The sequence below is a fragment of the Leeuwenhoekiella sp. LLG6367-2.1 genome (assembly GCF_045055775.1).
GTDB classification, from domain to species: domain Bacteria; phylum Bacteroidota; class Bacteroidia; order Flavobacteriales; family Flavobacteriaceae; genus Leeuwenhoekiella; species Leeuwenhoekiella aequorea.
In genome coordinates this window covers 188472-202840 of record NZ_CP159331.1, presented here as the reverse complement: position 1 = coordinate 202840, position 14369 = coordinate 188472, and the positions used below count along the sequence as shown (strand labels likewise).

Annotated in this window: 10 protein-coding genes; all 10 read left to right on the top strand. The window is 39.8% G+C overall.

What is annotated here, in order from left to right:
• Positions 1-99 precede the first annotated feature (99 nt).
• The gene (locus tag ABVM53_RS00905; protein ID WP_405328388.1) at positions 100-1650 is read left to right on the top strand and encodes an alpha-N-arabinofuranosidase; all 1551 of its coding nucleotides are present in this window, start codon (positions 100-102) and stop codon (positions 1648-1650) included.
• A 10-nt stretch (positions 1651-1660) separates the two neighbouring features.
• Entirely contained in the window at positions 1661-2044 is a 384-nt protein-coding gene (locus ABVM53_RS00900) for a family 43 glycosylhydrolase (RefSeq protein WP_405328385.1), read from the top strand.
• Between the two features lie 3 nt (positions 2045-2047).
• The gene (locus ABVM53_RS00895) at positions 2048-3025 is read left to right on the top strand and encodes an arabinan endo-1,5-alpha-L-arabinosidase (protein ID WP_405328383.1); all 978 of its coding nucleotides are present in this window, start codon (positions 2048-2050) and stop codon (positions 3023-3025) included.
• Positions 3012-5393 (top strand): beta-L-arabinofuranosidase domain-containing protein, encoded by a 2382-nt coding sequence (locus ABVM53_RS00890; RefSeq protein ID WP_405328380.1) that lies wholly within the window; start codon positions 3012-3014, stop codon positions 5391-5393. Before ABVM53_RS00895 ends, ABVM53_RS00890 begins: the two co-directional genes overlap by 14 nt.
• 23 nt (positions 5394-5416) lie before the next feature.
• Positions 5417-7411 (top strand): alpha-L-arabinofuranosidase C-terminal domain-containing protein, encoded by a 1995-nt coding sequence (locus ABVM53_RS00885; protein WP_405328377.1) that lies wholly within the window; start codon positions 5417-5419, stop codon positions 7409-7411.
• A gap of 92 nt (positions 7412-7503) precedes the next feature.
• Positions 7504-9201: a ribulokinase gene (locus tag ABVM53_RS00880; protein WP_405328374.1), complete on the top strand. Its 1698-nt coding sequence runs from the start codon at positions 7504-7506 to the stop codon at positions 9199-9201.
• Positions 9194-9892 (top strand): L-ribulose-5-phosphate 4-epimerase, encoded by a 699-nt coding sequence (locus tag ABVM53_RS00875; protein WP_405328371.1) that lies wholly within the window; start codon positions 9194-9196, stop codon positions 9890-9892. The genes ABVM53_RS00880 and ABVM53_RS00875 overlap by 8 nt, the downstream gene beginning before the upstream one ends.
• A 31-nt stretch (positions 9893-9923) precedes the next feature.
• Positions 9924-11573: a solute:sodium symporter family transporter gene (locus ABVM53_RS00870; protein WP_405328368.1), complete on the top strand. Its 1650-nt coding sequence runs from the start codon at positions 9924-9926 to the stop codon at positions 11571-11573.
• 34 nt (positions 11574-11607) lie between these two features.
• Complete coding sequence (gene araA, locus ABVM53_RS00865) at positions 11608-13119, top strand: L-arabinose isomerase (RefSeq protein ID WP_405328365.1); 1512 nt, start codon at positions 11608-11610, stop codon at positions 13117-13119.
• Positions 13120-13136: 17 nt separating this feature from the next.
• Complete coding sequence (locus tag ABVM53_RS00860) at positions 13137-14318, top strand: aldose epimerase family protein (protein WP_405328362.1); 1182 nt, start codon at positions 13137-13139, stop codon at positions 14316-14318.
• Positions 14319-14369: the final 51 nt, after the last annotated feature.

Below are 14369 nucleotides of genomic sequence, written 5' to 3'. Positions count from 1 at the left end.
GGGAACTTTTAAAATGTTCCCCAAAATCTCATTTTTAATAACCTTTAAATTAATGTTCTGTAGAGTGGAATATTAATTCAAACATCAAATTATTTACAGATGATAAACAAATTACAAATTATAGGTGTTTTCATAGTTACGTTTTGCTGCTTCTCACTTCTAAATGCTCAAGATGCATCAATTATCTTAAAACCTTCACAAGACGCGCCAACTATAAGTAAACATATTTATGGACATTTTGCAGAACATTTAGGACGTTCTATTTATGATGGCTTTTTTGTAGGGAAGGATAGCCCTATTCCAAATACAGATGGTGTACGTAACGATTTGATTGATGCTTTAAAAGCAATCAAAATTCCTAACCTGCGCTGGCCTGGAGGTTGTTTTGCCGATACGTATCATTGGAAAGATGGTATTGGTCCTCTAGAAGATCGTCCTGCGATCGTAAATACTTGGTGGGGTGGAGTGACTGAAGATAATAGTTTTGGTACACACAACTTTCTAAACCTTTGTGAAGCGTTAGATACCGAGCCGTATTTAGCAGGAAATATAGGTAGCGGTACCGTAAAGGAATTTGCAGATTGGCTGCAATATGTGAATCACGATGGTACCAGCCCGATGGCCGACTTACGTAAGGAAAACGGCCGCGAGAAATCTTGGGGCGTAACGTACTGGGGCGTAGGAAACGAAATGTGGGGCTGCGGAGGAAATATGGAGCCGGAGTTCTACGCTAATTTATATCGCCAGTATGCCACATTCATGGGTAGCTGGAATAATAAAGACGGTTTATACCGAATTGCTTCGGGAGCAAATAGCGCAGATTATAATTGGACCGAAGTGTTGATGAAAAACATTCCTAAAAACTTAATCGACGGGGTAGCGCTGCACCATTATTCTGTGATCGATTGGGGAGCAAAAGGACCTGATGTTACGTTCTCTGAAGAGCAATATTTTACAACGATGAAGTCATCCTTATTTATGGACGAGCTCATCACCAAACACGTTGCGATTATGGATAAATATGACAAGGACAAAGAAGTTGATCTTGTTGTTGACGAGTGGGGTGGATGGTACGAAGTACAAGAAGGTACCAACCCGGGGTTTTTATATCAGCAAAATACAATGCGTGATGCGATAATCGCGGGGACTACATTGAATATTTTTCAAAACCATAGTGATCGTGTAAAAATGGCAAACTTGGCGCAAACCGTTAATGTTTTGCAGGCAGTTGCACTTACAAAAGGGGAGCAAATGATCTTAACGCCTACATACCACATTTTAAAAATGTATATGGTGCACCAAGATGCTCAATTGATTCCTATAGTTTTAGATACGCCAGATTATATACTAAACGGAGACAAGCTTCCTGCAATTTCTGCATCGGCTTCAAAAGATGCTGACGGTAAAACGCATATTTCTCTAGTAAATATCGATGCGCATAAGGAAAATATCGTGAGCATCGATTTAAGCGAATTGAACATCAAAGATTTTTCTGCTGAAATCTTAGCTTCAGAAAAACTTCAAGATCACAATTCTTTTGAAGATCCTGAGCATATCATGCCTGAAGGATTTAAAGATTTTAAATTCAAGAAAGGTGTCTTGGAAGTGACGTTGCCGGCATTTTCGGTAGTGGTCTTAGAAGGCAAATAAACCCATTGCTATGAAAAGAAATAAAAGAATTATAAAGGTTTTACATAAAGGTCTTTTAATTTTTTTGTTCACAATGGCAACTTCTTGCTCTTCAGATTCACCGGTGAGAGAAAGGGGTGAAGCGCCTGCAACATCAATGACTCCTAAAGAACCGGAGGAGTCTGTCGCAGCTAAAGTATATACACTAGACAATGTTGCCGGTAACAGCAATACTAACCATCAGTCGATTAATGAATTTAAAGACAAATGGTACTTCGTTTATCATAACGGAAGCATTCCTACTCACGGTAGCAGTTTTCACCGTTCGGTTTGTGTAGATCGTTTATACTACAACGAAGACGGCACGATCAAACCTATCGTAATGACTTCAGAAGGAATTCAACCAGAAAACTAAACTATGAAAACGCTTTTTACCTTTTTTAGTCTTTTAGTGTTCAATAGCCTTCTCGCACAAGAAATCCGCGTTCACGATCCGGTTGCGATCAAGCAGGGCGATACCTATTATCTCTTTTGCACCGGAAGAGGAATTTCAGTATTCAGTTCGCCAGACTTGAAGAACTGGGAAAAAGAACCTCAAGTTTTTTCTGAAGAACCGGTTTGGGCAGATGATGTTTCGGCTGATTTTAATAATCATATTTGTGCTCCTGACATCACATTTCATAATGGAAAATACTATCTGTATTATTCAGTTTCTGCATTTGCAAAAAACACTTCAGCGATCGGGTTAACCATCAATACTACACTTGATGCAGATGATCCTAATTACAAATGGGAAGATCAGGGTATCGTAATTCAGTCGGTTCCAAATCGTGATTTATGGAATGCCATCGATCCCAATTTAGTATTTGACGATAACACCCCGTATTTAGCATATGGTTCCTTTTGGGATGGACTCAAAATGGTTAAGCTTTCAGACGATTTAATGTCAATTGCACAACCACAAGAATGGCATACGATCGCGCGCAGGGAACGCTCTTTTGATCTGGCAGATGCCAACCCTGGAGATGCAGCGCTAGAAGCGCCTTTTATCTTTAAAAAAGGAAATTTGTATTATCAGTTCTTGTCTTGGGATTTATGCTGTCGGGGCGAAAACAGTACTTATAAAGTAGTGGTTGGAAGATCTAAAAGTGCGACGGGGCCCTATGTAGATAAAGATGGTGTTGCCTTAAACAACGGCGGCGGTACGTTGATCATTGAAGGAAATGACAATTGGTATGGCGCGGGGCATAACAGCACCTACACTTTCGACGGAAAGAATTATATCATTTTTCACGCGTATGATGCTAATGATAATGGTGCGCCAAAATTAAAAATTGCTGAACTTCAGTGGGATGCTGAAGGTTGGCCAATCTTAAAAAACAATGTACTTGATTAAAATAAAATATATAGTTGTTAGCCTGTTTTTATTAAATGCTGTAGCTGAAGCGCAGGAGAAGGTTTCGCTTTTTCCGTTGAATGCGGTTTCGGTTGAATCCGGAGTCTTTAAAGAAGCGGCACTAACCGATTTTAAATACATACAAGCGCTGGATGTAGATCGACTACTCGCTCCGTTTTTACGTGAAGCTGGTCTTGATCCTAAAGCCGATTCCTATACTAACTGGGAAAATACCGGTCTTGACGGACATACTGCTGGACATTATATTTCGGCATTGTCGATGTATTATGCTTCTACCGGAGATCAAAAGGCTAAAGAGATGCTAGAGTATGCATTAGCGGAATTAGATCGCGTTCAAAAAGCAAATGGGAACGGTTACATTGGTGGCGTGCCGGGAAGCGATGCGCTTTGGGCAGAAATTAAAGCAGGAAAGATCAACGCAGGAAGTTTCAGTCTCAACGATAAGTGGGTGCCGCTGTATAACATCCATAAAACCTTCAACGGATTAAAGGATGCGTGGGTTCACGCAGAACTTCCGCAGGCAAAGCGTATGCTCATTGAGTTGACTGATTGGTTTTTGGATATTACTGCCGATCTAAACGAGGTGCAAATTCAAGATATGCTACACTCAGAACATGGCGGACTCAACGAAGTTTTTGCTGAGGTTTACGCGATTACAGATGATAAAAAATACCTGAAACTCGCCGAAGATTTTTCACAGCACGCCCTGTTAAAACCGCTAGCGGCAAATGAAGATATCTTAACCGGAATGCACGCCAATACGCAAATCCCTAAGTTTATTGGTTTTGAACGCATCAGTCAGTTAGAAGAGGCTAAAGCTTACCACGACGCGGCATCAAATTTCTTTGATAATGTTACAACGCAGCGTTCGATTAGCATCGGCGGGAACAGCGTGCGCGAGCATTTTAATCCAATAGATGATTTCTCGTCGGTGGTGAGCAGCGAGCAGGGGCCAGAAAGTTGCAACACTTACAATATGCTCAAGTTGAGTAAGCTCTTGTTTGAAGATACCGCAAATGAGAACTACATTGATTTTTACGAGCGTGGACTCTACAATCATATACTATCTTCTCAAAATCCTGAAGGTGGTTTCGTGTATTTCACACCCATTCGTCCCGGTCATTATCGCGTGTATTCGCAGCCGGAAACCAGTTTTTGGTGCTGTGTGGGTTCGGGGATGGAAAATCATACCAAGTACAACGAACTTATTTATGCCAAAAAAGAGGATAAACTTTATGTGAATTTGTTTATTCCTTCGGAAGTGAACTGGGAAGAGAAAAAAGCTAGGCTAACCCAAAAAACAAACTTTCCTGAGGAAGCATCAACTGAGCTGGTTTGGAACAGCAAAAAGAAAACCAAGGCAACTTTGATGTTGCGCTATCCAAAATGGGTAAATGCCGGTGAACTGAAGGTTTATGTAAATGATAAACTACAAAAAGTCATTGCTACTCCGGGTTCTTATATTCCCTTAGAGCGGAAGTGGAAAGATGGCGATCGCATTAAGATGGAATTACCGATGCATCTAAGTTTAGAAGAATTGCCTGATGATTCAGGCTATGTTTCTGTAAAATATGGTCCAATTGTTTTGGCTGCCGTAACCGGTGATGAAGATCAAGACGGACTTTTTGCTGACGATAGTCGTGGAGGTCACATCGCAGACGGTCCATTTTTACCTTTGACTGAAGCGCCGATGTTTCTTACAGAAAATGGAGCGAATCTTTTAAACGAGATTACACCAGTTGAAGGTAAGCCGTTGCACTTTGCTGCGCCTGATTTGTTTTATCCTGAATCTTATTCAGATTTGGTGCTTCAGCCATTTTATAAAATTCACGAGAAGCGTTATTCGATTTACTTTAAAAAGGAGACTACGGAAGGTTTAGCGAAGAAACAAAGAAAGCTCGAAGAGCAGCAAAAAGCCGAAGCCTATTTACGTAAGATCACATTAGATTTTGTGGCTCCGGGCGAACAACAACCGGAGTCTGACCACGGAATTTTATCTGAAAATTCAAATAATGGTTTAAATCAAAATAGACACTGGCGAGACGCTAAAGGCTGGTTCAGTTATGATTTACGTAATAAAAAAACCAAAGCTAAAACCTTACGCGTGACCTATTTCGGAAAAGACGCTGGTTGCAAGTTTATGATTATGATAAACGGGACAACAATTGCCGAACCGCATTTAAAAGAAACTCGTGGGAATGACTTTTTTGAAGTTGATTATACGATTCCCCAGGAACTTGCAGCAAGTAATGAAATTCTAACTGTACGCTTTGAAGCCGAAGAAGGATCCACCACGGCCGGAATTTACGGAGTACGCTTATTGAGCATTTCCGCAACTAAAAAATAAAAACGCATAAACACACGTATAAAATGATCACACAAACACTTAAAAAAGCAGGTCTTGCTGCTGTGCTAGCCGGTACTTTCTTGGCAGGTAATGCCCTTTTTGCACAGCAAGAATTAATGGTAGATATGAGCAAAACGATTGCACCCATACAACCTACGATGTACGGTGTTTTTTTTGAAGATATTAACTTTGCGGCCGATGGTGGTTTATATGCCGAGATGGTTAAAAACCGTTCATTTGAGTTTACGATCCCTATGATGGGATGGTCCCAGCCCAATAGTAATAGACACTCGTATAATAATGAATCGGGTTTTGCATTGCCTGTAAAATATTTTGAAGGAGAAGGAAATTTAAATTTCATCAAAGTTCAGGTTAAAAATGCAGAAGGCTATGAATTGCACAATGAAGGCTTCCGAGGTATGGGAATCAAAGCAGGAGACACCTATCGCTTTACTTTTGACGCCAAACTAATGGAAGGTGCAGTTTCAGCAATAAAAGCAGAACTTTTAGATGAAGAAGGAACGTCAATTGCTGAGGTTTCGGTGCCGGTTTCTGGTTCAGAATGGAAAAATTACAAAGCAGAATTCATTCCGAATAAAACTGTTATGAAAGGTTCTTTAAAACTAACCTTTGAAGGAACCGGAGAATTAGGGCTGGATATGGTTTCTTTATTTCCTACTGATACTTGGAATGGTCGCGAGAATGGTTTGCGTAAAGATCTTGTTCAATTATTGTATGATCTGGATCCCGGGTTTTTAAGATTTCCCGGCGGTTGTATTGTAGAAGGTCGAACGTTGGCGCGTCGCTACCAATGGAAAAAAACCGTAGGTCCTGTTGAAGAACGCCCAAGTTTAGTAAATCGGTGGAATACAGAGTTTGATCATCGATTAACACCAGATTATTACCAATCTTTCGGTTTAGGGTTTTTCGAATATTTTCAGCTTTCTGAAGATTTAGGCGCGGAGCCGCTTCCAATTTTAAGTTGTGGGATCGCTTGTCAATTCAATACTGGAGAATTAGTGCCGATGGATGAACTGGATCCTTATGTACAGGATGCGCTTGACTTGATCGAGTTTGCAAATGGAGATATCACAACACCTTGGGGTAAAGTACGTGCAGATATGGGACATCCTGAGCCTTTCAATATGAAATTTATTGGAGTTGGTAATGAGCAGTGGGGACCGGAGTATATTAAGCGATACAAAGTGTTCAATGAAGCCATTTCTGAAAAATATCCGGAGATTATAATTGTTTCAGGAAGTGGGCCTTTTCCTGACGGGGACTATTTTGAGTATGGTATGAAAGAATTGAAAGCCATTGGAGCAGAGATCATCGATGAGCATTACTACAGAAGTCCCGAGTGGTTTAAAGAAAATGCAACACGTTACGACAGCTACGATCGTAATGGACCAAAAATATTTGCAGGAGAGTATGCGGCCCAAAGTGTTGCTATTGCAAGTCCGGAAAATAAAAACAATTGGGATACCGCACTTGCTGAAGCTGCTTTTATGACTGGTTTAGAACGTAATGCTGAGGTGGTTCAACTTACGTCTTACGCGCCACTAATGGCACACGAAGACGGGTGGCAGTGGACACCAGATATGATCTGGTTCAACAATCTGGAATCGTACGGTACACCTAATTATTATGTACAGAAATTATATTCAACTAATAAAGGAACCGATCTGATTTCAGTAACTCAGGATGGAGAGACATTAGTAGGTCAACATGACCTCTATGCATCTGCAACTTTAGACTCTAAGACTGGTGAAGTTATTGTAAAGGTGGTGAATACATCTAGCGATGCTCAGGAGGTTTCTCTAAATTTTAAAGGAAAAAAAATCAAGGGTAACGGAAAGGTTGTGGTTCTTAAAGACGAGAATCTTTCACAAGAAAATTCTTTTGAATCACAAGATAAAATCTATCCGGTTTCTGAAGAAATTAAAGTAAAAGGCAATGTTGCGTCCTATAAGACAGCAGCCTATTCATTAAATATCATAAGAATACCCATTAAATAAATAGCCTTAAAATATATATAAAATATTAAGTGTCATTTTTACATTTTTAGATTAGATTATAGTAGATTTGTTAGGTAATATCATTTTAGTTTATGAAAGAATATGTAATAGGGCTGGACTACGGTTCAGATTCTGTAAGAGCAGTTCTCATTGATACATCAAATGGTCAGGAAATTGAAACAGAGGTAAGTTATTACAGACGTTGGAAAGAACGTCTATTTTGTGAGGCTTCAGAAAATCGTTTTCGCCAGCATCCATTAGATCACTTAGAGGGTTTGGAGCACACTATAAAGGCTGTAGTTTCTAGAAGTGGTGTTCCCGCTGCATCTATAAAAGGAATCTGTATAGATACTACAGGTTCATCACCTATTCCTGTAACTATAAAAGGTATTCCACTTTCACTTACCCAAGATTTTGAAAATAACCCTAACGCAATGATGGTCTTATGGAAAGATCATACCGCAATCGCTGAAGCCAATGAGATCAATCACTTGGCGCGTACTTGGGGTGGGGAAGACTTTACAAAATATGAAGGAGGAATATATTCTTCAGAATGGTTTTGGGCTAAAATTCTACACGTAGTTCGGGAAGATGAGCAGGTTAAGCAAGCTGCACATTCGTGGATGGAGCATTGTGATTGGATTACATACGCTCTGCTTGACAACGTAGCTCTAGAAGATTTTAAACGCAGTCGTTGTGCCGCCGGTCACAAAGCGATGTGGCACGAGAGCTGGAATGGACTTCCTCCTGAAGATTTTTTAGAAAAGCTAGATCCGTATTTGGCACAATTAAGAGACCGACTTTACGTCGAAACCTATACTTCAGACGAAGTAGCCGGTAAGTTGAGTGCTGCTTGGGCTGAGAAATTAGGCCTGACTACAGATACGGTTATAGCAGTTGGTACTTTTGATGCGCACGCAGGCGCGGTAGGAGCAAAAGTAGAAGAGCACACTTTGGTTCGTGTAATGGGTACATCTACCTGTGATATTAGTGTCTCTGCACCTGAGGTTACGGCAAATAAAACCGTGCGCGGTATTTGCGGTCAAGTAGACGGTTCGGTGATTCCGGGTCTTGTGGGACTTGAAGCGGGTCAGTCTGCCTTTGGAGATTTGCTCGCTTGGTTTAAAGACGTGCTGAGTTGGCCTTTGAATAATCTCGTGCTTTCTTCAGATATTCTTTCCGAAGAACAAAAAGAAAAATTGAAAGCTGAAATAGAATCAGATTTTATTAGAAAATTATCTGATGCTGCTGAGGCTATTCCGCATAATGAAGCGATCCCGGTCGCACTAGATTGGATCAACGGAAGACGTACTCCTGATGCAAATCAGGAACTGGAAGCTGCAATGACCAATTTGAATATGGGAACCCGTGCTCCGCATATTTTTAAAGCATTAGTAAATGCAATTTGTTTTGGTTCTAAAAAAATCTTAGACCGTTTTGAGGATGAAGGCATCGAGATCAAAACCGTTGTAGGTATTGGTGGTGTAGCGCGTAAGTCTAAATTTATTATGCAGTCACTGGCAAATACACTCAATGTACCTATCAAAGTTGCAGCTTCAGATCAAGCACCGGCTTTAGGAGCGGCTGTTTACGCTGCGGTAGCGGCAGGTATTTATCCTAATGTTATTGAAGCCAGCAAAACTTTGGGCAGTGATTATGAGGCAGAATATTTTCCGCAGGAAGAACATCTAGCTGAATATGCTGCGTTGATGCAACGCTATGAAGTTTTAAGTGACTTTGTTGAGAAACATATTATCAAACCGAAAAAGAACATCAAAGAACATGTATAAATCTTTAAAGGAAGAATGCTACGAAGCTAATATGGAGCTAGACGCTTTAGGTCTGGTTGTTTACACTTTTGGTAACGTAAGCGCGGTAGATCGTAAAAATGGCGTATTTGCAATCAAACCTAGCGGTGTGCCATACGAAACCCTAAAACCGGAAGATATTGTTATCGTTGATTATGATAACAACATTGTAGAAGGCGATAAGCGTCCTTCTTCAGATACAAAAACACACGCGTATTTATATAAGCATTGGGAAGATGTAGGCGGTATCGCACACACGCACGCGACCTATTCGGTAGCTTGGGCCCAGGCACAGATGGACATTCCTATTTTTGGAACCACACATGCCGATCATTTGACGGCAGATATACCCTGTGCGCCTCCTATGCACGATGACCTTATTGCTGGTAACTATGAGCACAATACGGGAATACAGATTTTAGATTGTTTTAAAGACAAAGGCTTAAATTATAAAGAAGTACATATGGTACTTTTGGGGAATCATGGTCCATTTGCATGGGGAGAAACAGCTGCAAAGGCGGTCTATAATAGTAAAGTTTTAGAAGAAGTAGCCCGTATGGCGCATTTAACACTTCAGATTAATCCCAGCGCCCCACGACTTAAAGAATCTTTAATCAAAAAGCATTATGAACGTAAACATGGTAAAGACGCGTACTATGGTCAGGGCTGTTAATTTATAAACTAATCAATTACCTTTTAATATTATGGGATTAATCACTTTTGCCGCATTCACACTTCTGGTAGCAATTATTTCGTATTTCGCCTCTCGCACCACAGATGAGACCACTTCTGACGGATATTTCTTGGGGGGGCGCAGTTTAACAGGACCTGTAATTGCAGGCTCACTGTTATTAACCAATCTATCGACTGAACAAATTATTGGTACAAATGGAGTAGGCTTTAGTGAAGGAATTCTTATCGCGGCTTATGAAATTGTGGCTGCTATAGCGATGGTATTTACGGCTTTTGTATTGCTTCCAAAATATTTAAAAGGAGGTATTTCCACGATTCCTCAATTTTTAGAGAAACGTTACGGAAAACTTACGAAAACGATTGTGTCCATTTTATTTTTAATGGCATATGCGATTTCAATGCTTCCAACAGTTTTATACTCTGGTGCTTTAGCTATTAACACTATGTTTGATATTCCAGAGCGCATAGGACTTGCTCCCGAATCTGCACTTTGGTTTACGGTTTGGGGAATAGGAATCATCGGATCTATCTATGCGATTTTTGGAGGGTTGAAAGCAGTTGCAGTTTCAGACTCTATAAATGCTGTAGGTCTTATAATAGGAGGATTATTGATTCCTATATTTGGTTTGATGGCTGTAGGTGATGGTAGCGTAATCGAAGGAATGAATGTTCTTACTACAAACCTTCCAGAAAAGTTTGATATTTTGGGAGGACCAGATTCTTCAGTGCCGTGGACGACTTTATTTACTGGAATGCTTATTGTGAACTTTTACTATTGGGGAACTAATCAAGCGATTATTCAGCGAGCATTAGGAGCAAAGAACCTTGCTGAAGGTCAAAAGGGTTTATGTCTTGCAGCAGTTATAAAAATTTTAGGTCCTATTATTGTGGTACTTCCAGGTATTATTGCCTTTCAATATTTTAATGGTGACCTTGCCAATGCCGATGAAGCATATCCAATGCTTGTAAAGGCTGTATTACCTACAGCATTTGTTGGTTTTTTTGCTGCTGTTTTGTTTGGTGCGATTTTAAGTTCTTTTAACTCTGCACTTAACTCATCAGTCACTTTATTTGGTCTTGATTTATACAAACAATATTTTAATAATAATGCATCAGAAAAGCAAGTGGTACGTGCCGGTAAAACTTTCGGTATTTTCCTTGCGATTTTTTCTATGGCAATCGCGCCCCTGTTATACGGAGTAGAGGGAGGTATTTTCAACTATTTACAAGAACTTAACGGCTCTTTTAGTGTGCCTATTCTTGCCATAATCTTAGTAGGCTATTTTTCTAAGCGTGTTTCAGGCAAAGCGGCAAACATCGCAATAGTTTTTGCTGTTGTAACTTATCTAATAACACTATACATCATTAAGCCTATTATTACTGGTAATGCGGTTGCTGCGGCAGAAGTAGGAGGCGTAACCGATGCTTCAGAACTCGTACAAATAGCAAAAGAAGCCTTTCCAAGTTTCTTGCATATTATGGGAATTATTTTCGGACTAGTATTAATCATTTTATTTAGCGTTAGTAAGTTCTTCCCTCGGGAGACCAACTATACGGAAGAATACACCCGTCAGGTAGATATCACACCTTGGAAACATCTGAAACCGGCTGGAGTATTTATTTGTATCGCTGTAGTTGCGATCTATACGTATTTCTCTTAAACATTATAATTAACATAATTGATTACAAGATTCTATGAATTACAACATTGACCAATACGAGGTTTGGTTTGTTACAGGAACCCAACATTTATATGGCGAAGAAACACTTAAACAAGTTGCTACCCATTCGCAGGAAATTACTAATAGGCTTAACGATTCTTCGGCTATTCCCGTTAATATCGTCTATAAAGATCTAGTAAAGACCCCTAATGAGATTGCAGATTTATGTCTGCAAGCTAACAGCACTAAAAATTGCATCGGTTTAATATTATGGATGCATACATTTTCACCAGCGAAAATGTGGATTAAAGGTTTAAATATTCTTCAAAAACCTATCTGCCATTTACACACACAATTTAATGCGGAGATTCCTTGGGGCGAGATTGATATGGATTTTATGAATTTAAATCAATCTGCCCACGGTGATCGTGAATTTGGTTTTATGATGTCTCGTATGCGTAAGAAACGAAAAGTAATTGTAGGACATTGGGGCGATAAACGCGTACAGAACAAACTTGGGGTATTTACACGCGTTGCTTTGGGGTGGAATGAATTTCAAAATCTTAAAGTAGCTCGTATAGGTGATAATATGCGAGAGGTTGCAGTAACAGAAGGCGATAAAGTAGAAGCACAAATGCGTTTTGGATTTACAGTAAATGGTTTTGATTCATCTGATATTGTCAATAAGATCAAAGAGATCAAACAGGAAGATCTGGATGCTTTATTGAAAACATATGAAACCGAATATGTGCTTAATGATTCTATAAAAGAAGGTGGAGCAAAACGCCAGTCTCTAATAGATGCTGCAAAAATTGAATTAGGCTTAAGAGCCTTTTTAGAGGAAGGTGGTTTTGGCGCATTTACAGATACCTTTGAAAATCTTGGTGAACTCAAACAATTACCAGGAATCGCAACGCAACGCCTTATGGCTGATGGTTACGGTTTTGGTGGAGAAGGTGACTGGAAGACGGCAGCTTTGACCCGTGCTATGAAAGTTATGGCCATTGGTCTTGAAGGTGGAACTTCATTTATGGAAGACTATACTTATCATTTCACACCACAAGGCTCTTACGTTTTAGGTTCACATATGCTTGAAATTTGTCCGTCTATTGCAGATGCTATACCTAAATGTGAAGTACATCCACTAGGAATTGGCGGTAAAGAAGATCCGGCACGTTTGGTGTTTAACTCACCTGCAGGTCCGGCGATCAATGCTTCTTTAGTTGATATGGGTAATCGTTTTCGTTTAATCGTTAATGAAGTAGAAGCTATTAAGCCTGAAGCAGATTTGCCTAATCTTCCTGTCGCACGTGTACTATGGGATTGTAAACCCAGTCTTGATATCGCGGCGACCAGCTGGATTCTTGCAGGAGGGGCACACCATACGGTTTATAGTCAGGCAGTAACAACAGAGTTTATGGAAGATTTTGCAGACATCGCAGGTATCGAATTGCTTGTGATCGACGATCAAACCCGAGTGCGTGATTTTAAGGATACGATAAATGCTAATGAGGCCTATTATCATATCTTTCAGCATCGTATGTAGTTTTAAATAATCGAATTATGAAATTAAATAGAAATTTTTTAGTTGTTCCTGTTTTATTAGGGATGGCCTTTTCACTGGTGAATTGTAAAAATAAGCCTAAGAAAGAAGAAACCGTAGTTTTGAAAGAAATGACTCAAGCGACTATAACCAAATCTGACTTTGGGATGACTTCAGATAGCATTGCAGTTGAAAAATACAGTCTTGTAAATGCAAATGGGATGGAAGTTAATATTATCACTTATGGTGGTATTATTACCAGTTTAAAAGTTCCCAGTCAAGACAGCATCTTTAAGGATGTAGTTTTGGGACATGATAGTCTAGAAGAATATACATCGGGTAACCCACCATTTTTTGGAGCCGTGATTGGTCGTTATGGAAACCGAATTGCAAAAGGTCAATTTTCTATTGATGGAGAGGAATATCAATTACCTACTAACGATGGTCCTAACAGTCTTCATGGAGGAAAGGGCTTTGATAAAATAGTCTGGGCAGCTGAGGAGTTCGAAGATGGTGAGAATGTAGGTGTAAAGTTAACCTATACCAGTCCTGATGGTGATCAGGGTTATCCCGGTAATTTAGAAACAATGGTGACTTATACGCTACTAGCTGACAATACGCTTAAGGTTGATTATGAGGCATCAACAGATAAGCCTACTGTAGTAAACCTCACGCAACATACTTATTTTAATCTTTCTGGTGATTTTGACAACACTATATTGGATACGGAAGTAATGCTGAATGCAGATCAATTTTTACCGGTGAATGAGACTTTAATTCCAACTGGAGAGTTACGTTCTGTTGAAGGTACACCTTTTGATTTTCGTGAAGCGAAACCAATAGGAGCAGAAATTGATGCTGAGAACGATCAGCTTAAAAAAGGACAGGGTTATGATCATTGTTGGATTCTAAATGACGAGAATGGCGCTATGCATTTAGCAGCTACCGCATATGACCCAAGTAGCGGAAGATTTCTGGAAGTGATGACGACAGAGCCTGCAATTCAGTTTTATACAGGGAACTTTCTAGACGGAACTCTAACTCAGAAAGGAGGAGAAGGTACCTATGCGTTGAGAAGTGGATTTTGTTTAGAAACGCAGCATTATCCGGATTCACCTAATCAACCAGAATTTCCTTCAACACTGTTAAAACCAGGAGAAACGTATAGAACCACTACCAGCTTTAAATTTTCAGTAAGATAAAGTTGATTTTAGTGCTTGTTTAGATAAAAGCCCAATGTAAAATACATTGGG

Coding starts and splice junctions, on each gene's coding strand:
- ABVM53_RS00890 (WP_405328380.1), top strand. CDS start 3,012: ATGTACTTGATTAAAATAAAATATATAGTTGTTAGCCTGTTTTTATTA.
- araA (WP_405328365.1), top strand. CDS start 11,608: ATGAATTACAACATTGACCAATACGAGGTTTGGTTTGTTACAGGAACC.
- ABVM53_RS00870 (WP_405328368.1), top strand. CDS start 9,924: ATGGGATTAATCACTTTTGCCGCATTCACACTTCTGGTAGCAATTATT.
- ABVM53_RS00900 (WP_405328385.1), top strand. CDS start 1,661: ATGAAAAGAAATAAAAGAATTATAAAGGTTTTACATAAAGGTCTTTTA.
- ABVM53_RS00885 (WP_405328377.1), top strand. CDS start 5,417: ATGATCACACAAACACTTAAAAAAGCAGGTCTTGCTGCTGTGCTAGCC.
- ABVM53_RS00860 (WP_405328362.1), top strand. CDS start 13,137: ATGAAATTAAATAGAAATTTTTTAGTTGTTCCTGTTTTATTAGGGATG.
- ABVM53_RS00875 (WP_405328371.1), top strand. CDS start 9,194: ATGTATAAATCTTTAAAGGAAGAATGCTACGAAGCTAATATGGAGCTA.
- ABVM53_RS00895 (WP_405328383.1), top strand. CDS start 2,048: ATGAAAACGCTTTTTACCTTTTTTAGTCTTTTAGTGTTCAATAGCCTT.
- ABVM53_RS00905 (WP_405328388.1), top strand. CDS start 100: ATGATAAACAAATTACAAATTATAGGTGTTTTCATAGTTACGTTTTGC.
- ABVM53_RS00880 (WP_405328374.1), top strand. CDS start 7,504: ATGAAAGAATATGTAATAGGGCTGGACTACGGTTCAGATTCTGTAAGA.